Origin of the sequence: Pseudomonas asturiensis (genome assembly GCF_900143095.1) — a bacterium.
Lineage (GTDB): Bacteria > Pseudomonadota > Gammaproteobacteria > Pseudomonadales > Pseudomonadaceae > Aquipseudomonas > Aquipseudomonas asturiensis.
This window is the reverse complement of sequence record NZ_FRDA01000005.1, coordinates 205,754-223,661: the sequence shown is the minus strand read 5'-3', so window position 1 is coordinate 223,661 and position 17,908 is coordinate 205,754. Positions and strand designations below refer to the sequence as shown.

16 protein-coding genes are annotated in these 17,908 nt (G+C 59.1%); 13 read left to right on the top strand and 3 right to left on the bottom strand.

The genetic code is table 11. The features are described 5' to 3' along the window. The first annotated feature begins 50 nt into the window (after positions 1-50). The 6 genes from BUB69_RS11420 (at position 51) to BUB69_RS11395 (ending at position 7,697) form a co-directional block, all read left to right on the top strand. Positions 51-449 carry a DUF2946 family protein gene (locus BUB69_RS11420; RefSeq protein WP_073166307.1) on the top strand — a complete coding sequence of 133 codons (399 nt, stop codon included), beginning with the start codon at positions 51-53 and terminating at the stop codon, positions 447-449. Between the two features lie 80 nt (positions 450-529). Then, positions 530-2,587, top strand: a complete 2,058-nt coding sequence (locus BUB69_RS11415; RefSeq protein ID WP_073166304.1) for a TonB-dependent receptor — start codon at positions 530-532, stop codon at positions 2,585-2,587. A 224-nt stretch (positions 2,588-2,811) separates the two neighbouring features. After that, positions 2,812-2,928, top strand: coding sequence for an AraC family transcriptional regulator (locus BUB69_RS29590; RefSeq protein WP_084537084.1), 117 nt, complete (start codon positions 2,812-2,814; stop codon positions 2,926-2,928). A 77-nt stretch (positions 2,929-3,005) separates the two neighbouring features. Beyond that, positions 3,006-3,971 (top strand): endonuclease, encoded by a 966-nt coding sequence (locus tag BUB69_RS11405; RefSeq protein WP_073166301.1) that lies wholly within the window; start codon positions 3,006-3,008, stop codon positions 3,969-3,971. A gap of 69 nt (positions 3,972-4,040) precedes the next feature. After that, positions 4,041-5,747 (top strand): amidase, encoded by a 1,707-nt coding sequence (locus BUB69_RS11400; RefSeq protein WP_073166297.1) that lies wholly within the window; start codon positions 4,041-4,043, stop codon positions 5,745-5,747. Between the two features lie 96 nt (positions 5,748-5,843). Beyond that, positions 5,844-7,697: an ABC transporter ATP-binding protein gene (locus tag BUB69_RS11395; protein WP_073166294.1), complete on the top strand. Its 1,854-nt coding sequence runs from the start codon at positions 5,844-5,846 to the stop codon at positions 7,695-7,697. A gap of 59 nt (positions 7,698-7,756) precedes the next feature. On the opposite strand, the gene BUB69_RS11390 is transcribed toward BUB69_RS11395, so the two are convergent. After that, on the bottom strand, positions 7,757-8,314 hold the full coding sequence (locus BUB69_RS11390) for a GNAT family N-acetyltransferase (RefSeq protein ID WP_073166291.1): 558 nt from the start codon (positions 8,312-8,314) through the stop codon (positions 7,757-7,759). 137 nt (positions 8,315-8,451) lie between these two features. Next, a complete protein-coding gene (locus BUB69_RS11385) occupies positions 8,452-9,378 on the bottom strand; it encodes a transcriptional regulator GcvA (RefSeq protein WP_073166288.1) in 927 nt (308 codons plus the stop codon). Positions 9,379-9,517: 139 nt separating this feature from the next. Between BUB69_RS11385 and BUB69_RS11380 the strand changes: the two genes are divergently transcribed. The 6 genes from BUB69_RS11380 (at position 9,518) to BUB69_RS11355 (ending at position 15,308) form a co-directional block, all read left to right on the top strand. Next, a complete protein-coding gene (locus BUB69_RS11380) occupies positions 9,518-10,813 on the top strand; it encodes an aminotransferase class I/II-fold pyridoxal phosphate-dependent enzyme (protein ID WP_073166285.1) in 1,296 nt (431 codons plus the stop codon). A 26-nt stretch (positions 10,814-10,839) separates the two neighbouring features. Then, positions 10,840-11,712 (top strand): TauD/TfdA dioxygenase family protein, encoded by an 873-nt coding sequence (locus BUB69_RS11375; protein WP_175561701.1) that lies wholly within the window; start codon positions 10,840-10,842, stop codon positions 11,710-11,712. Beyond that, positions 11,709-12,743 (top strand): hydroxyacid dehydrogenase, encoded by a 1,035-nt coding sequence (locus tag BUB69_RS11370; protein WP_073166278.1) that lies wholly within the window; start codon positions 11,709-11,711, stop codon positions 12,741-12,743. Before BUB69_RS11375 ends, BUB69_RS11370 begins: the two co-directional genes overlap by 4 nt. Before the next feature lie 15 nt (positions 12,744-12,758). Further along, positions 12,759-13,181 (top strand): DoxX family protein, encoded by a 423-nt coding sequence (locus BUB69_RS11365; RefSeq protein WP_073166275.1) that lies wholly within the window; start codon positions 12,759-12,761, stop codon positions 13,179-13,181. Between the two features lie 65 nt (positions 13,182-13,246). After that, a complete protein-coding gene (locus BUB69_RS11360; RefSeq protein WP_084537087.1) occupies positions 13,247-14,755 on the top strand; it encodes a UbiD family decarboxylase in 1,509 nt (502 codons plus the stop codon). Beyond that, on the top strand, positions 14,742-15,308 hold the full coding sequence (locus BUB69_RS11355) for a UbiX family flavin prenyltransferase (RefSeq protein WP_073166268.1): 567 nt from the start codon (positions 14,742-14,744) through the stop codon (positions 15,306-15,308). The genes BUB69_RS11360 and BUB69_RS11355 overlap by 14 nt, the downstream gene beginning before the upstream one ends. 169 nt (positions 15,309-15,477) lie before the next feature. Here the strand turns inward: BUB69_RS11355 and BUB69_RS11350 are convergent, their stop codons facing one another. Next, positions 15,478-16,851 carry an MFS transporter gene (locus BUB69_RS11350; protein ID WP_175561699.1) on the bottom strand — a complete coding sequence of 458 codons (1,374 nt, stop codon included), beginning with the start codon at positions 16,849-16,851 and terminating at the stop codon, positions 15,478-15,480. A 100-nt stretch (positions 16,852-16,951) separates the two neighbouring features. Between BUB69_RS11350 and BUB69_RS11345 the strand changes: the two genes are divergently transcribed. After that, positions 16,952-17,878, top strand: a complete 927-nt coding sequence (locus BUB69_RS11345; protein WP_175561697.1) for a LysR family transcriptional regulator — start codon at positions 16,952-16,954, stop codon at positions 17,876-17,878. Positions 17,879-17,908: the final 30 nt, after the last annotated feature.

Sequence of the window (17,908 nt, the reverse complement as noted above, 5' to 3'; positions counted from 1 at the left end):
CACATCAGGTCATCGGGTTAAAAAATACGGCGGTGATACAGTTTCGCCCCATGAAAATAACCCGTGATGAAAAATCGCTGATTGCATGGACGCTGTACGCCAGTGTCCTGCTCAGCCTGTTTTTCTGCGGCCTTCATCACGGGCAAATGGGCGGCCTGGCGTTGAGCGGCCTCAATGGCGGCTATTGCGCTCAGGACAGTTCCGGCAGCCTGGGCCTGGATTCAAGCGAGTCAGATCAGAAGCAAAACGCCCTCCCCCAGCTCTCCTGCCCTGTCTGTTCATCTGCCACGGTGCTGACGGCCAGTCAAACCGCTGACTGGATGCTGAATCTGGCTCCCGCAAAAAACGTTTCGCCCATTACCGTTCGCTCCTGGGCACAGCCGCCTCCGCGCTACCTGTGGCCCGCCGTCAGCCCTCGTTCACCGCCTCTGCACGTCCTCGCTGTGTGACTCACTTAACCTGAACCCACGGGCACGCTTCTGCGCGCGCGTTGGAACAGCGTCACTTTTTTGCGTGGAACACCTCGTTCATGAAAACAACCCGTACCTCTCACCCCGCATCGCCCATCATGCTGTCCTGCCTGTTCGCACTCACCCCGCTTGGCGAAGCAATCGCCGAGACTCGCGACAGTGCGGACTCGGTCGTTACGCTCGGTGCCGTAGCTGTTTCAGCAGGGCAAAACGGTCCGCTGGCCAGTCGCAATATCCTGAGCTCCGTCGATGTGCTGGGCGCCGATATCCTGGAAAAACAGCCCGTGCAATACAGCTGGGAGCTGTTCGGCCGCGTCCCCGGTGTGATGCTGACGCAGTTCAATCAAGGCACCACCTCAGGCAAGCTCTCATTTCGCGGGTTTAACGGTGAAGGGGAAGTCAACGCGGTCAAGTTGTTGATCGATGGCATTCCCAGCAACACCAATGACGGCAACATGCCGTTCATTGACATGATCTTCCCGCTGGAAATCGACAACATCGAAGTGGTCCGTGGCACCAATGACCCGCGATATGGCCTGCACAACATTGCTGGCAACGCGAGCATCAACACGCGCCAGGGTGGTAATGACGGGAAACTGCGGCTGCGCTACGGCAGTTTCGATACGCGCGAACTGCAACTGGTCAAAGGCGTCGAGCAGGGCAACTGGAGTCAGAACTATTCATTCAGCTATCAAGGCAGCGAGGGATACCGCAATCACGCTGAAGCTGAACGCATGAGCTTTTCCGGCAAATGGTTCTACACCCCTGACGATGAACGCTGGCGAGCAGGCCTTATTGCACGCCATTACACTGCCGATGCTGACGAGGCGGGCTATTTGAGTCGGTACGACGCGCACGATCGCGCTCGCCAGTCTTATGCCAACAACGCGACCGATACCGGCGAGCGCGAGATGAACCAGCTCAGCCTGCACCTGGATACCACGCTTTCAGACACCTTGAGCTGGGCAAGCAAAGCCTATGTGAACACCTTCGAGGACCGCCGCTGGACGCAGTATTGGCGCACCTCCTCGCAACAGGAGCGCTACAGCGACGAAACGCAATACGGCGCGCTGAGCCATCTGACCTGGCGTCCCGAGGTCGAGCATCTGTATGCCTTCGCGCTGGAAGGTGGCGCTGAAGTGCAGCGTCAGGAAAACCAGAGCCTCAGGTATCGAACCCTGCAACGTTCTCGGGTGGCGCAGACCCGCGATCAACAGTTCGACCTGAATGTGTACGGTGCTTACGTGCAGGCAGTGATCGAGCCGCTCCAGTCACTGAAGATCATTCCGGCGTACCGCGTCGACAAGGTCTACGGCGACTACACCAACGAGCTGACTGGCGAACGTGCCGACGTCAACGATTACGGCCAGATTCGTCAGCCCAAACTCAGTGTTGTCTACTCGCCATGGGAGCAGGCAAGCGTGTATGCCAACTGGGGTCGCAGCTATCAGATCGGCGTCGGCTCTGCCGCCTATCGTCTGGCCACACAAGCCGATGACTTGAAGCCTTCGATCAATGATGGCTGGGAAACCGGGATCAAATTCCAGCCCGTCGACTGGATCAACGGACGCATCGCCTATTGGGAGCAGAAGGCCTCGGATGAAGTGCAGCGCAAGCTCAATGACGCCGTCGGCGATGCCGAGAATGTCGGGCAGACACTGCGCAAAGGCTGGGACGTGCAACTCAACGTCTACCCGACGGATGCCAGCAGCCTGTGGCTGTCCTACTCCAGGCAGTTCTCCGAAATTCTCAAACCCAACCCCAATCTTCCGGCCAGCGAAGGCAAGGAAATGGATCACGTTCCCCATCACCTTTACTCCGCGGGCTCAACCTATCAACTGACGCCAAAACTTGAGCTCTCGACCTGGATCAACGGCCAAAGTGACTACTATCTGGAACGAACCAACAGCACCGGCACGTTCGGAAGTTACATGTTGATCAATCTCGGGGTGACGTACCAAGTGTCACCGCAACTGAGCCTTGATCTTCAAGCGAAAAACATCGCGAACAAGTATTTCGAATACGTGTGGTACGACGCCAGCAGTGGCGTGGAGCAGTCGCTGCATGCGCCTGGCGATGGTCGCGCGGTTTATGCGGGCCTGACGCTGAACTTCTGACGGGCGAAACCGCAGGCACAGTAAATAGCGCTCGTTGCAGGAGTATGCACCGAGCGCTTGTTAAAAGAATGGTTCTATCCAGAGGCTGACAATGACCGATGCTTCGCAACCTGTTCAAGTTCCTCTTTGACGCTGCAATCCAGAAGCCGTCAGTTTTCCGACCTTCACACGCGGATCAATGTGCATTTGCGTGAGGATGTATCGGTGCCGCGCTCGCCGACTTCATGCACGTCGCACAGCACTGCGGCATGGCCAATGAGTCGGCGCTTGTTCGTCGGTTCATCAAGACCTTCGGTATCACCCCCAAGGAACACCGCGCGCGCCTCCAGTCAGCGCTCTAGTGCAATCTGAATTGCACGTTTACGCTCAGGTTGTCATGAGTACAATGCGCGCCCCTGAACCTGAAATATGCTGACTCATGAAATTTCTGCTTTACGTCTTGACGCTGTCGTTCCTCATTATCAATCCCGCTTTCTCCGAACCCCCTTCTACCTTTTCCGAAGCCAAGGTCGTTGCCAGGCAAAAGATCTATCTCGATCAGGCCAGCAGTGCTCAGGGCGATCTGTATTGCGGCTGCAAATGGACCTGGGTCGGGAAATCGGGTGGCCGGATCGATGCCGGTTCCTGTGGCCTGCAAGCCCGGAAACAGGAAAACCGCGCAGCGCGCACCGAATGGGAACACATTGTCCCGGCCTGGACCTTCGGCCATCAGCGTCAGTGCTGGCAGAAAGGCGGGCGCGAATTTTGCGAAAACGATGACCCGGTATTCAAGGCCATGGAGGCCGACCTGTTCAACCTTTACCCGGCCGTGGGTGAAGTGAACGGCGACCGCAACAATTACAACTACGGCATGGCCTCAGGCGTAGCGCCGCAGTATGGGCAGTGCAAGACCAAGGTCGACTTCCAGCAGAACGTTGCCGAACCGCGTGACGAGGTGAAAGGCCTGGTTGCCCGCACCACTTTCTATATGTTTGATCGATACAACCTGAACATGTCGCGCCAGCAGCAACAGCTGTTGATGGCCTGGGACAAGCAATACCCGGTAACAGCCTGGGAAAAGGAACGTGATCGTCGAATCGCGACGGTCATGGGCCACACCAACCCGTTTGTCAGCCGTGCCCGTACCTGGACGCAAGACTACAAACCGGTCGGCGACGGCGTGGTCAGCGCCATCCCGCAGAAAACCGTCCAGTCCAGCACACAGAAGCCAGCGCCACTCGCCTCCTCGTCGGGCGTGATCATCGGCAACCTCAACAGTCACATCTACCACCTGCCTCAGGGCTGCCCGAGCTACGATAAAGTCTCGGCAAAAAATCGGATATCCTTTGAGTCTGAATCCAAAGCCAGGGCGGCGGGCTACCGGAAGGCGGGCAACTGCACCTGAGCTCGCACGCAAGGCCCGGTGCAGCGCGAGCGCTGAGGTCGCCCCTTATCAGCAGTCGGTGATAACCACATGATCGAAGTCACAGAAGTCTCCATTGCCGAGCTACGCGCGGCGCTAGAATCCGGCAGGACCACCGCTGTCGAACTGGTTCAGGCGTACCTTGCCCGCATCGACGCCTACGACGGACCGCACACTGCCACCGCACTGAACGCCCTGGTCGTTCCGAACCCCGAGGCCCTTGCTGAAGCACGCGCCTCTGACGCCCGGCGCGCCAAGGGCGAAACCCTGGGGCCACTCGACGGCATTCCCTACACCGCCAAGGACAGCTATCTGGTCAAGGGCCTCACCGCCGCATCGGGCAGCCCGGCGTTCGTCGATCTGGTCGCGCAGAAAGACGCCTTCACCATCGGCCGCCTTCGCGCCGCCGGAGCCATCTGCCTGGGCAAGACCAACATGCCGCCGATGGCCAATGGCGGTATGCAGCGCGGCGTGTATGGCCGTGCCGAAAGCCCCTATAACGCCGACTACCTGACCGCGCCGTTCGCCTCTGGCTCATCCAATGGCGCAGGCACCGCCACTGCCGCAAGCTTCGCCGCTTTCGGCATGGCCGAGGAAACCTGGTCAAGCGGACGCGGCCCGGCGTCGAACAATGGTTTGTGCGCCTACACCCCTTCTCGCGGTGTGATCTCGGTACGCGGCAACTGGCCGCTGACACCGACCATGGACGTGGTCGTGCCCTACGCCAGAACCATGGCCGACCTGCTGGAAGTGCTTGATGTGATTGTCGCCGAAGACCCTGACACACGCGGCGACCTCTGGCGTCTGCAGCCATGGGTGAGCATCCCGAGCGTCGAGTCGATACGCCCTGCTTCCTACACCGAACTGGCCGTCCCTACTGCTAGCCTTGCAGGCAAGCGCTTCGGTGTGCCACGCATGTACATCAATGCTGACCCTGACGCCGGCACAGCCGAGAAGCCCGGCATCGGCGGCCCGACAGGACAGCGCATCATCACCCGCGCATCGGTGATCGATCTCTGGGAACAGGCCCGCAAGGCGCTCGTTGCGGCAGGTGCCGAGGTGATCGATGTCGATTTCCCGCTGGTGTCCAACTGCGAGGGCGACCGCCCTGGCGCACCAACCGTGTTTACGCGCGGGCTGGTGTCCAAAGAATTCCTGCACCACGAGTTGTGGGACCTGTCCGCATGGGCGTTCGACGAGTTTTTGCAGGCCAACGGCGACCCGAAGCTCAATCGTCTCGTGGACGTCGATGGGCCCAAAATCTTCCCCCACGAACCCGGCACTCTGCCCAACCGTGAAGACAACCTGGCCGCAGGCATGGATGAATACGTGCGCATGGCCGAACGCGGCATTACGCCCTGGAACGAAATCGCGACCCTGCCTGACGGACTTCGCGGACTGGAGCAGACGCGTCGCACCGACCTGGAAGACTGGATGGAAAAACTCGGGCTGGATGCGGTGCTGTTTCCGACAGTCGCCGACGTCGGGCCGGCCGATGCAGACGTCAACATCGAGTCCGCCGACATCGCCTGGAGCAACGGTGTGTGGGTCGCCAATGGCAACCTCGCCATCCGTCACCTGGGCGTACCGACCGTCACAGTGCCGATGGGGCTGATGGCCGACATCGGCATGCCGGTCGGTCTGACCTTCGCCGGTCGTGCGTATGACGACTCCAACCTGCTGCGTTTCGCTTCGGCGTTTGAAGCAATGGGCAGCAAGCGGGTGATTCCGCGTCGTACGCCACCGCTGAGTCACTAGCACAGTCGCAAGGCTTGTTCGCCCGCTGCATGAGCGGGCGAATGGCCGTGTAAGTCATGGCAGGATCGCCTTAACTGATTCCGATGGAGACTGTTGATGCTTCAGGCATTTGAAAAACGACTTGACCCTTTTCCGCCCGACGAGGCACCACCGCCGCCTGAGGGGCTGGTGAAATTCCTCTGGGCCTGCACACGGGGCGCACGGGGTTACGTCCTCGCGCTGGCGGTACTGAGTGCCAGCGTCTCGATTTACGAAGCCTGGCTGTTTTCCTTCCTCGGGCAAGTCGTGGACCTGCTCTCGACCTGGCAGGCAGGCGGTGAAGCCGGCGGGCAGGAAAGTCGAGTCCTATGGGGCATCGGCCTCATTCTGCTGACCAGCATCGGGCTGGTAGCGTTAAGAACCATGGTTCAGCATCAGGTCCTGGCGATCAACCTGCCACTGCGGCTGCGCTGGGATTTCCATCGACTGATGCTGCGCCAGAGCCTTTCGTTCTTTTCCGACGAGTTCTCCGGCCGGGTCACGACCAAAGTGATGCAGACGGCGCTGTCCGTGCGTGAGGTGTTGTTCACGCTGATCGAGATAGCCCCCGGAATTGGTGTGTATTTCATTGCAATCATCGCGCTGGCGGGCGGCTTCGACCTGAAACTGATGTTGCCTTTCATTGCGTGGATCGTGCTATTCGGGCTCGCCATGCTGTATTTCGTGCCCCGTCTGGGAAAAGTCGGGCAGGAACAGGCCAACGCGCGGTCATCAATGACCGGGCGTATTTCGGACGCCTACACCAATATCACCACGGTGAAACTGTTCTCCCACTCCAAACGTGAAGCGCACTTCGCACGTGCAGCGATGGAGGACTTCAAGCAAACCGGCTTTCGCCAGATGCGTTTGGTCAGCCAGTTCGAGATCGTCAATCAGGCCCTGGTGGTTGCACTGATCATGGGCGCTGGCGGCTATGCCCTTTACCTCTGGCACCAGGGCGAGGTCGGCACAGGTGCGGTGGCAGCTATTACCGCCATGGCGCTCAGGGTCAATGGCATGTCGCACTGGATCATGTGGCAAATGACGTCGCTGTTCGAGAACATCGGCACCGTACAGGACGGCATGGAAACCCTGACCCGCGGCCCCAAAGTGCAGGATGCACCGGACGCAGCCGTGCTGGTCACGTCAGGCGGCGCAGTGACCTTCGATAACGTGAGCTTCAACTATAACGGCGAGCGTCAGGTGCTCGACGGCCTTGATTTGAATATTCGTGCCGGCGAGAAAATCGGCCTGGTGGGTCGCTCCGGCGCGGGCAAGTCCACACTCATCAATCTGCTGCTGCGTTTCTATGACGTGGACAGCGGCCAGATTCGCGTTGATGGGCAGAACATCGCGCACGTCACTCAGGACAGTCTGCGCAGCGCTATCGGCATGGTGACTCAGGATACGTCCCTGCTGCACCGCTCAATTCGCGACAACATCGCCTATGGCCGACCCGACGCGACCGATGAGCAGATCCGCAGCGCAGCGGCCAATGCTCAGGCAGACGGCTTCATCAGCCAGTTGAGCGACAAGCAGGGCCATTCGGGCTATGACACGCTGGTGGGCGAGCGAGGCATCAAGCTGTCGGGCGGCCAGCGCCAACGTATCGCGATTGCCCGGGTGATGCTCAAGAATGCGCCAATCCTTCTACTGGACGAAGCCACCAGCGCGCTGGATTCGGAAGTCGAAGTCGCCATCCAGGAAAGCCTCGATGACATGATGCAAGGCAAGACGGTGATCGCCATCGCCCACCGGCTGTCCACCATCGCAGCCATGGACCGGCTCATTGTCATGGATGACGGGCGCATCATCGAACAAGGCACTCACAGCGAATTGCTTCAGAAGAACGGAACCTATGCGCGGCTGTGGCAGCACCAGAGTGGTGGTTTTCTGGGAGAAGATCAGGGTGTGGCCGAGGTGATGGACTAGGCGGAAGGCGAGCCGAGCGCTTCAAAGGCGACCTGCCGCCTGGCGACACGCCGACGGCATTACGTCGCATTGTCTTGAAGCTGCTCGGCACAGGCAGTCTTACCTCGACACCCTGAACGCTCCATCGTCTTATGAGTGCCCAACTGCCCTGTAACAACGAAACCGGCACCCGTGAAGAAACGCTCATCCTTGCAGTCAAGCTTGATCGTGGAGTAATGACGTGCAAGTTCGTCCAACATCCTGACGAGAAGACCTTGACGGCGAAACGCCGGGTGAACGACGACGAAAATAACTTCACAGCTACCAGGCTGTTCAATCGGTCGGTCGGCGTATAAAAACCCGGCCACTCGACCCGTCTGCAGGTCCTGAGAAAGAATCAATGAGGTTGGAGGGAAGTTCATGGAGGTCTTGAATTGGCACTGGGTTCTCTCCAGCCGTCGGGTAAGCTCCAACTCCCAGCGCTCCCTCGCCCTGGCCAATCGTTGCGCAGACTCATCTTCGTCGATCCGATAGGCATCAACGAAATGGGCCACACCCAGGCTGATAATTTGCTCCAACTGCGTGTCTTCAAGCCGTTGGCTGACAAGTCCCACCTTGAAGCCCAGACCGTTTTCCATCCTCTACACTTCCCTTCCAGTCCAGACACAAACCGGATGGATACCACACATCTCCCTTCTTCATGAAGGGCCTGGGCGAAAGGTTGTTATCGAGAGACGAGAGCGTGATGGATAGAGGCCCATACAAAACGCAAAGCTTAGTTGGAAAGTTCGGAAACCGGCGCAAATTCAGCGCTTTGCACCAGATCGATCAGCCAGGTACGAAATGCCACGACTTTATTCGAGTTGGCAATTTCCAGCGGCGTCACAAGGTAGAAGCCCAGATCGGACTTCAACTTGAGGTTGAACGGCGCTACCAGTCTCCCGGCCCTCAAATCGTCATCGACGTAGGTGGAGCGGCCGATGCACACCCCCAAGCCGTCGATGGCAGCCTGCACCGCCATCATTGCCAGATCGAAGGTCAGCCGCGTGCCTTCGGCGAGTTTCTTCGGTTGCCCTGCCGCGCTCAACCACATGTTCCAGTCGTTGCTGGTCATGCCGCTGACCTGCAACAGCGTTTGATTGGCCAGATCGACCGGGCTTTTCAAGGCTTTGGGACCCGTCAGCAGCTTAGGGTTGCACACAGGAAAGATCTCGTCGGACATGAGCCAATCCGCCCGCAAGCCCTTCCAGTCGCCGAAACCGTAGCGGATCGCGGCGTCAATCCCGCCCTTGCGGAAGTCGACGAGTTCGGTTGACGCAGTGACTCGCACATCGATGTTGGGAAACGCATCCTGAAACGAGGCCAGACGCGGTAGCAGCCATTTGGAGGCCAGGGAAACCAGGGTGCTGATGGTCAATGTGCTGTTGTTGGTCGACTCGAGCAGCATTTCCGTGGAATAGCGCAACTCGTGAAACGCCGAGCGAATGCCGGGCAAATACGCGTGACCTTCAGTAGTCAGCGCCAGACCATCCTTGAGCCGCAGAAACAGGCGAACGCCCAGTTCATCTTCAAGTCGGCGGATCTGATGGCTGATGGCCGTCTGCGTGACATTAAGCTCCTCAGCGGCCTTGGTAAAACTCATATGGCGAGCTGCCGAATCAAACGCTTTCAATCCATTGAGAGAAGGAATCCTGGCAACCATAAGACTTCGTAATGCTCATGAGATTTTGTCATAAGGTAGCACTCGATTAGTCCTTTGCAAAATGTTTCAGCGATCGTGGATCCTAGCGCCGTTCTCAAGCTGCAACGGCTTGAAACGCCCCTCATAGGATGAGATCGCCATGAACGACGCAGTAGAAACCAATAACGGCCTGGACAATAAAGCGCCACAACTGAAAGCCCGCAATGCATCGAGAATGGCTGAAATCAGCCGTCCGCATTTCGACGCCGCGTATGAAAAAGGTCTGATGGGGGTTTCCTGCCGAGTGCTCGACAACCGCCGCATAGAAATTGCTACCAGCGGCAAGGAAGTGATCGACTACACCCGCTGCGGTTACCTCAACCTGGACGCCCACCCCAAAGTGCTCGCCGCCGCCAAGGCCTCAATGGATGAAATCCCGTCGGCGCACTTTTCGGTAGCCCGCACACGCCTTTCCGCCGAGCCACTGGTACGTCTGGAACGCACCCTCGCCAAGCTGTTCGATGTAAACGGCGTGGTGGTGTTCCCGACCGTGGCCGCCGCCAACATGGGCGCCCTGCCGCTGCTGGCTGCTGGCCTGTTCACCAACGGTGAGAAACCGCTGATCGCTTTTGACCGTTTCGCCCACGTGACGCTGCAGTACCACATCCCGGTTCTGCGCGAAGAAACCGACGTGATCGTCATCGAGCACAACGACCTCGAACACCTGGAGCGTCTGTGCCAGGGCGGTCGCAAGGTCGCCTATGTGGGCGACGGTGCCTACTCGATGGGCGGCGCGGCCCCGGTTCGAGAGCTGCGTGCGCTGCAGGACAAGTACGGTCTATTCGTGTACCTGGACGACGCCCACGGCATTTCAGTGGTCGGCCAGCACGGTGAAGGCTTTGTCCGTTCGCAACTGGACGGCCTGGATGAAAACACCATCGTCGCCGCGTCGTTGGGTAAAGGCTATGGCGCAGCGGGTGGTCTGTTGATGCTCGGCACCAGGCATATCGAGAACTCGATCCGTCGCTATGCACCCACCTACGGCTTCTCCTGCGCACCGAACATGGCAGCCGTGGGCGCAGCATTGGCGTCGGCGGAAATCCATGCCACGCCGGAACTGCACAAACTGCAACACTCGCTGCGCAACAACATGAAGCTGTTCGACACCCTGATCCCGACTGAAACCAGCGGCAGTGAATTGCCAATCCGGATCGTACGCATTGGTAACGAAGAGGAAGCCATTGCCAAGGGTGAGTACTTGCTACAACAAGGTCACTACACCTCTGTCGTGTTCTTCCCGACCGTCCCACGCGGTCAGGCAGCACTGCGCATGTCGGTCACATCGGCACACAACCCGGCCGACATCCTCGATTTGAGCCTGATGCTCAAAAGCAGCGAATCGAATAGGGACAGCACCCCTAACGCTGCCCAACTCCAGCCTGCGCTGGCCGTTTGATTAACATCGTGCAGGAGACGCTCAACGTGAAGCGAACGGATCTGGCGGAAACCTTCGTCACGGCGGTGACGGATTTCGATATCACTACTGCTTCCCTGGACGAGGTACGTGCCATTCAGGAGCTGGTTTACGAACGCAAAGTGGTGGCACTGAAAAACCAGATATTGACCCGTGAGGAATATCAGCAGTTCGCAGCCTGCTTCGGGGAACTCGAGCAGTTCAAGCTCAAGAGCTACCACGACCCTGAGTATCCGAACATTCTGGTGATCAACAACCGCAACGGCGCTGGGGCGGTCGGTGCGCGCAAGCTCGGCAACATGTGGCACAGCGACTCCAGTTACCTGGCCGAGCCACTGCCGTTGACCATGCTACACGCGCAACAGATTCCCGAAACGGGTGGCGATACGCTGTTTGTGGATATGCAGTCGGTGTACGACGATCTGCCGAAGGATTTGTACAGGCGAGTCCACAATCGTCAGGCGGTACATGACGTGCGCTGGACCTACAAAGTCAAGGAAGACGATGTCGGAGAGTCAATCCAGGAAATCTTCACCCGGCTGGAGCAAACGTTCCCCGCCAGCGTCCACCCGACGGTCGCCGTGCATCCGCGCACACAGCGCAAAAGCCTCTACGTCAACCCGGGCTACACCACGCGCATCAGCGGTTACTCGCAAGAGCAAAGTCGGGCGTTGCTGGATGGGCTGTTCGCGTTTGCCCTGAAGCCGGAGCGGATTTTCAACTACCAATGGGAGCCTAACGACCTGCTGATCTGGGATAACCGTTCGGTGCTGCACTGCGCGACCGAGCTGTCGCGCGATGCCCAGCGGGTGATGTTCCGTATCGGTGTCAATGATGGCGGGTTCTTTGCTCAGGACACGGCGCAGGAGAACGTCGCATGAGCAAGAAGCGTGTATTGATCGCCCATATCCTGGGTGCCAAAGGCAAACAAATGCTGCATGAGCGTGACGACATCGAAGTGGTGGAGTTTCCTAACACCATCGAGCAGGGCCAGTTCCAGGCCTTACTCGAGAGCTTCGATGCAGTGCACGGCGTGATCCTCGGCCTGACCCGGTTCGGCACCGCCGAGTTGCAACGCGCACAGGGCTTGCAGGTGGTGTCTCGGATCGGCGTCGGTTTCGATGCGGTCGATATACCGGCAATGACCAGGGCTGCGATACCTGTAATGGTCTGCGCCAATGCCAACCACCGGGCAGTGGCGGAGCACACCCTGGGCTTCATGCTGTCCCTGGCAAAACGTACCGAGGCGTTGACTGATCTGGTGCGCGACGGCAACTGGCACCAGCGGTACGACTACCTGCCCAGTGAACTGGAAGGTCGCGAAGTGCTACTCGTCGGTTGTGGACGGATTGGCGCCCGTGTTGCCACGCTCCTCGTGGCGCTGGGGATGCGGGTCAAGGTGTACGACCCGTACCTCGCGCCAGGGCATTTGCCTCACGGAGTGCAGTGGGTTGCAGTGTTGGAAAACGGATTGGCGACCGCCGATTACGTCAGCCTGCACTGCCCGAAAACCGCCGAAACGCTCGGCTTGCTATCTGCCGAGCGTTTGGCCCTGATGAAACCGCAGGCCTACGTCATCAATACGGCGCGTGGCGGCATTATCGACGAGCAGGCCCTCTACGAGGCACTCGTCGAAAAACGCCTCGCTGGCGCTGCGCTCGACGTGTTCCTGCCGGAACCGCCGACCCACGGCAGCGGTTTGCCCAGTCTCGGCAACGTTATCTGCTCACCGCATCTGGCCGGGGTCTCACACGAGGCAGTCAGCCGCATGGCGATACTGGCCGCTGGCAATGTACTCGACGTTTTCAACGCTGAACCAAACCACGAAAACGCGGTGAATCCACAGGTGTTCGACCGGGCATTTCACCTGGCTGAAACAGACTCCGCCGCCACCATCCCTTACCCAATCTGACTTGTGAGCAACGGAATGTACTTACGCTATCAGCTGTTTGATGACCAGCGCGACGCGATGATCCTGGTCGCGAGAATCATGATTCTGATCCTCTACGGCTACTTTGGCTTCACCTATGTCACCGACCACGGCAGCTTCGTGACCTACCTGAAATCGGTGAACGCGCCGATCCCTGAGTTCACCGCGATCGTCGCCACCATCGTCGAGTTCCTCGGAGGGCTGGCTCTGTTGTTCGGCTTCTGGACCCGGCCCATCGCAGCAGTTTTCGTGCTGTACACCATCGGCACCGGAATCATCGGTCATGCGTTCTGGAACACCACCAATCCGGCCGATCATCACACGTTGTTCGTGCACTTCTTCAAGAACGTGAGCATTGCCGGCGGTTTCCTTTTCCTCTGCCTGTTGGGGCCTGGAAAGTACTCGATCGACAAACGTTGATCTTTTTGACGATGGGCGCAGAAATGCGCCCGTCGTTCTCTATTCAGTTCCTGCGGAAACACACGATGAACGAAATGATTGAACCGGTTGCCGACCTTCGAGACTGGCTCGCACGCGCCGAGCACATCGGCGAACTGCAGCGGGTCTCGCAGGCCGTCGACCCGATAGAGGAAATGAGTGCTATCACTTATCTGGTAGCCCGCCAAAGCGCATCCCCTGCGGTGCTTTTCGACCAAGTGGACTCACCGTTGGGCTTGCGTCATCTATGGAACATCTTCGGCCCGAGCGTGGCGCGCACCGCGATCACCCTTGAAGAGGCGCCGGACACGCCGACTATGGAACTGATCCGGCGCACCAAAGACAAGCTCAGGAACAGCATCGCTCCGCTTGAAATCCCGGCCGAAGTCGCGCCGATCTATCAGAACACGCTCACCGGCAACGACATTGACCTGACTCGACTGCCGATCCCCAAACACTGGCCAAGGGATGGCGGTGCTTATGCCGGTACAGCGGATGCGGTGTTCACCCGGGATCTGGAATCCGGCTACCTGAACGTCGGCACTTATCGAATGATGGTCCAGGGTCCCCGCGAAGTGGGTCTGTCGCTTGCACCGGGTAAGGACGCCCTGCGTCATATCCACCAGGCATGGGCCAGGGGCGAGGCGCTGCACGTCGCGGCAGCCTGGGGTGTCGATCCATTGATGATGGTGGTGGGATCGCAATCCTTGCCGCCGGGCGTCAGCGAGTATGATTTTGCCGGTGGCATCAAGGGCAAACCGATTGAAGTCGTGCGCGCGAAAAACTCCGACCTGCTGATTCCTGCCGCCGCGGAGATTGTCATCGAGGGCGTCATTCGACCGGGTTCAACCCGTGAAGAAGGGCCATTCGGCGAGTTCACCGGCTACTACGGTTACAAGGACATCGATTGCCCGCTGATCGAAGTCACTGCCCTGCACTACCGTACCCAACCGATTCTGACCAATGCGCTGATGGCCGATTTTCCCTCGAACGAGCAAAGCGCGTTTTTCTCCACCATCCGTTCGGCCAAGATCTGGAACGACCTCGACAAGCTCGGCATCCAGGGCATCAAAGGAGTGTATTGCCCGCCTGCTGCTGCCGGGGCCTTCGGCATGATTGTCATCAGTCTCGAGCAGAAATACGCCGGGCATGCCGCGCAAGCCCTGGCCCTCGCCAGCCAGGTGCCCGGCGGAGCCTACATCAGCAAATGGATCGTCGCAGTGGATGAGGACGTCGATCCCACCGACATGAACCAGGTGCTGTGGGCCATGGCCACGCGCGCCACGCCCAGCGATGACATCGACATTCTGCGCAACACCCGTGGCTCGCCACTCGATCCTGCACAGAACCCGCCAGAAAAGCGCTTCTTCGGCTCCAAGGCCTTGATCAACGCCTGCAAGGACTACCGCAACATTCGCAACTTTCCGACCCGCACCCTGTTGCGCCCATCGGTCTATAAACACGTGCGCGAACGCTGGAGCGATTTGGGTCTGCCGGGAGAAGCGCCGGTGATCAGCGCATTCGACGACGCGGTGGATTCTCATGAGCAGCACTGAACGACGCATCGTGGTCGGCATCAGCGGCGCCAGCGGGGTGATTTATGGCGTGCGCACCTTGATGCTGCTGCGTGAGATGGGCATTGGCACGCACTTGGTCATGACCAAATCGGCCCAAGTCACGTTGGCCCATGAACTCGACATGAAAGTGGCAGATGTCAAAGCGCTTGCCAGCGTCGTACACGATCCGGCGGACATCGGCGCATCCATTTCCAGTGGCTCATTCAAGACCTTGGGCATGGTGGTGACCCCTTGCTCGATCAAGAGTCTCTCGGAAATTTCCAGCGGCATCACCGGTAGCCTGCTCAGTCGCGCTGCCGACGTGACGCTCAAGGAGCGCCGACCATTGATTTTGATGGTGCGGGAAACCCCGTTGCACCTGGGCCACCTGCGCAGCATGACCCAGGTCTGTGAAATGGGCGGCATCGTGGTGCCGCCGGTACCGGCGTTTTATGCCCGGCCGCAATCGATAGAGGACATGGTCGATCACACGGTTGGCCGCATGCTTGATCTGCTGGGACTCGACACCGGGACGGTAAACCGCTGGGGTTGATCGTCGCTTTCGGCTGCATCTTCGGCAAGCGTGCTTCGGCACCTTGCCGAATGGCTCTTTCACAACCTGGACCCACCCAACAACGTCGCGTTTGCCTGCCTGTTCGACAGAGCGCAGGCAACGCTACGCCCATCATTGCAGAACTCACCGGCTCGCTGCGGCGCGTCGGTCAGCATTCACTCACGACATCGACTTCGTCGGTGTACAGCCGCAGCACGGTCAGTAAAGCGGCGGCGGCAAACGACAGTGCAACGATAGATAAGGCGCCAGTGGCGCCGCCCGACTCTCCCAGCGTGGCGCCGAGCAAGGCGATACCGGTCACCCCGCCACATTGGCGTGCGGCGTTGAGTACCCCGGAGCCGACCCCTACCTTGCCGTTCGGCACACTCGCCAGGCAAGCGCCGACGATCACCGGCAAGGTCGCACCGCCCAGACCGATCAACAGTCCTCCGAGTGCCAGACTGACGTCATCCATTGCGTAGAGTGCCAGCCATGCCGCACCAAGCGCGCCGCAAAGCATACCGACGGCACCGACCGAACGTGCACCGTAGGCATTGGACAAACGCCCCGAGAGACTCGCCATCACGCCGGTCGCAATCGTCATGGGGATCATTGCCAGACCGATCCCCACCGGTGTCCGCCCCTGACCCTGCAAGGCGAAGGGCAACACGAACAGACTGCCGTAATACGCCAGGGTCTGCAGAAACCCGGCGCCAATGGCAGCGGAAAAGGTTCTGGATGTGAACAGATTCAGGGGGAGCATCGGTTCACGCTGCGTCTGCTGCGAATAGATAAATGCCAAGCCCGAAACTAGCGCCACCAGTAACGTAGTGACGACCCAGGCATTGCTCCACCCCCTCACCGGTCCTTCGATCAGGGCAAAAATCAACGACAGCAGCGCCAGCGCCGAAAGCACCTGCCCCGGCCAGTCAATCGAACGACGCTGGATGGCGAGGCGACTGTTGCGTACCGCGCAACAGCCCAAGGCAATCAGGCAGAACGGTACGTTCAGATAAAAAATCGAACGCCAGTTGACCAGCTCCACCAGCATGCCACCCAACAACGGCCCGCTTACCAGAGCGAGTGCCGAAATCCCTCCCCACAACGCCACGGCCTTGGCCCGCGCCTTGGGATCGGGATACGCCTCTACCAGCAACGCCATGGAGCTAGGCAGCATCAGCGCCGCACCAATGCCTTGAATGGCCCGCGCAGAGATCAGCTCAACAACGCCTTGGGCCAATCCGCAGGCCACCGACGAACTGATAAAAACCCAAAGGGCAAACAGGAACACTTTCCTGGCCCCCAGCCGATCACTCAACGCTCCGGCGGACAACAGCAGGCTGGCAAACACCAGAGTGTAGGCGCCGGCGATCCATTGCAGCCTATCCATACCCACTGCCAAGTCATGCCCGATGCTCGGCAGCGCCACATTCAGCGCTGTGACATCCAGCGCGACCATAAACGAACTCAACGCCACGCTCACCAGAACAGGAGCCGCCGAGACGGGTCTGGCCGTCGGATCCATTGACAGAGTTTCGCCCACTTTCCAACACCTCAATGTGTATTCAGGGGCGATCCTGAGGCAATGCAGGTACTTCGTAAAATTAGATCTCGACCAACTGAACATAAGAGGAACTACTGAGATGATGAACCTGATGCACTGGCGCCTGATGGTCGCCGTCGCTGACGCCGAAAATATTTCCCGCGCCGCCGAGCGTTATGGCATTACCCAATCGGGCGCAAGCCAGGCCCTCACGCAGATGGAGGAAGCGTTGGGCGTAAAAGTGTTCGTGCGCGACCGCCGCCAGACCTCCGCAACGGCCATCGGGCAACAGATCATCGACCGGGCACGACGCATGCTCAGTGAATTCGAATCCATCCAGAACCTGGTGGATGCGTCGCGTGGATGTCATCTGGGGCGGATCAAACTTGCCAGCTTCCCTTCCGTGTTTGCCAACCTGTTGCCGCCGATGCTGCAAAGCTTCAGCCGGCTACACCCAGGCATCGAAATTGTTTCGTTGGAAGGCACCGATGAGGAAGTCGAACAATGGCTGACCAGCAGCAGTATCGACCTGGGCGTCGTGATGAACCCCTGCCCGTCCCGCGGTGCGCTGTTGCTGGGCCGCGACTCCTGGGTAGCGGCAGTTCCCGCGAACCATGACATGGCCCGCAAATCCTCGGCCAGCACTGTCGCGCTTGAAGATTTAGTGAAAGAACCCTTCATCCTTGCGACCGGCGGTTGCCATCTCAATGGTCAGTCACTGGTCGAGCGTGAAGGACTCAAGCTCAAGGACATCAAGATCACCGTGCGCGACTGGACTACGGCATTTGCGTTGATCAGCGAAGGCATGGGTATCTCGATCGTACCGGCCTCGACACTGCCAGTGGATCGCCGGGGCATGCGGATCTTCGAATTGAGCAAACCCATCTATCGTGAGTTCGGCCTGGTTTGCTCATCCGCCGGCGAACGCACCCCTTGTGCCCAGGCGTTTCTCAATGAAATTCGCAAGTCGACCCTCGGCAGCGACATCCCGATGACGGTTCGCAGTACTGAAGCGAAAGTCGCCTGAATGAACATAAGAGAACCTAATGATGCATGC

What these genes read in the sequence shown, in the direction of transcription:
- BUB69_RS11380 (WP_073166285.1), top strand. Translation starts at nt 9,518, where the DNA reads ATGAACGACGCAGTAGAAACCAATAACGGCCTGGACAATAAAGCGCCA.
- BUB69_RS11405 (WP_073166301.1), top strand. Translation starts at nt 3,006, where the DNA reads ATGAAATTTCTGCTTTACGTCTTGACGCTGTCGTTCCTCATTATCAAT.
- BUB69_RS11360 (WP_084537087.1), top strand. Translation starts at nt 13,247, where the DNA reads ATGAACGAAATGATTGAACCGGTTGCCGACCTTCGAGACTGGCTCGCA.
- BUB69_RS11370 (WP_073166278.1), top strand. Translation starts at nt 11,709, where the DNA reads ATGAGCAAGAAGCGTGTATTGATCGCCCATATCCTGGGTGCCAAAGGC.
- BUB69_RS11365 (WP_073166275.1), top strand. Translation starts at nt 12,759, where the DNA reads ATGTACTTACGCTATCAGCTGTTTGATGACCAGCGCGACGCGATGATC.
- BUB69_RS11390 (WP_073166291.1), bottom strand. Translation starts at nt 8,314, where the DNA reads ATGGAAAACGGTCTGGGCTTCAAGGTGGGACTTGTCAGCCAACGGCTT.
- BUB69_RS11415 (WP_073166304.1), top strand. Translation starts at nt 530, where the DNA reads ATGAAAACAACCCGTACCTCTCACCCCGCATCGCCCATCATGCTGTCC.
- BUB69_RS11345 (WP_175561697.1), top strand. Translation starts at nt 16,952, where the DNA reads ATGATGAACCTGATGCACTGGCGCCTGATGGTCGCCGTCGCTGACGCC.
- BUB69_RS11395 (WP_073166294.1), top strand. Translation starts at nt 5,844, where the DNA reads ATGCTTCAGGCATTTGAAAAACGACTTGACCCTTTTCCGCCCGACGAG.
- BUB69_RS11400 (WP_073166297.1), top strand. Translation starts at nt 4,041, where the DNA reads ATGATCGAAGTCACAGAAGTCTCCATTGCCGAGCTACGCGCGGCGCTA.
- BUB69_RS11420 (WP_073166307.1), top strand. Translation starts at nt 51, where the DNA reads ATGAAAATAACCCGTGATGAAAAATCGCTGATTGCATGGACGCTGTAC.
- BUB69_RS29590 (WP_084537084.1), top strand. Translation starts at nt 2,812, where the DNA reads ATGCACGTCGCACAGCACTGCGGCATGGCCAATGAGTCGGCGCTTGTT.
- BUB69_RS11385 (WP_073166288.1), bottom strand. Translation starts at nt 9,378, where the DNA reads ATGGTTGCCAGGATTCCTTCTCTCAATGGATTGAAAGCGTTTGATTCG.
- BUB69_RS11355 (WP_073166268.1), top strand. Translation starts at nt 14,742, where the DNA reads ATGAGCAGCACTGAACGACGCATCGTGGTCGGCATCAGCGGCGCCAGC.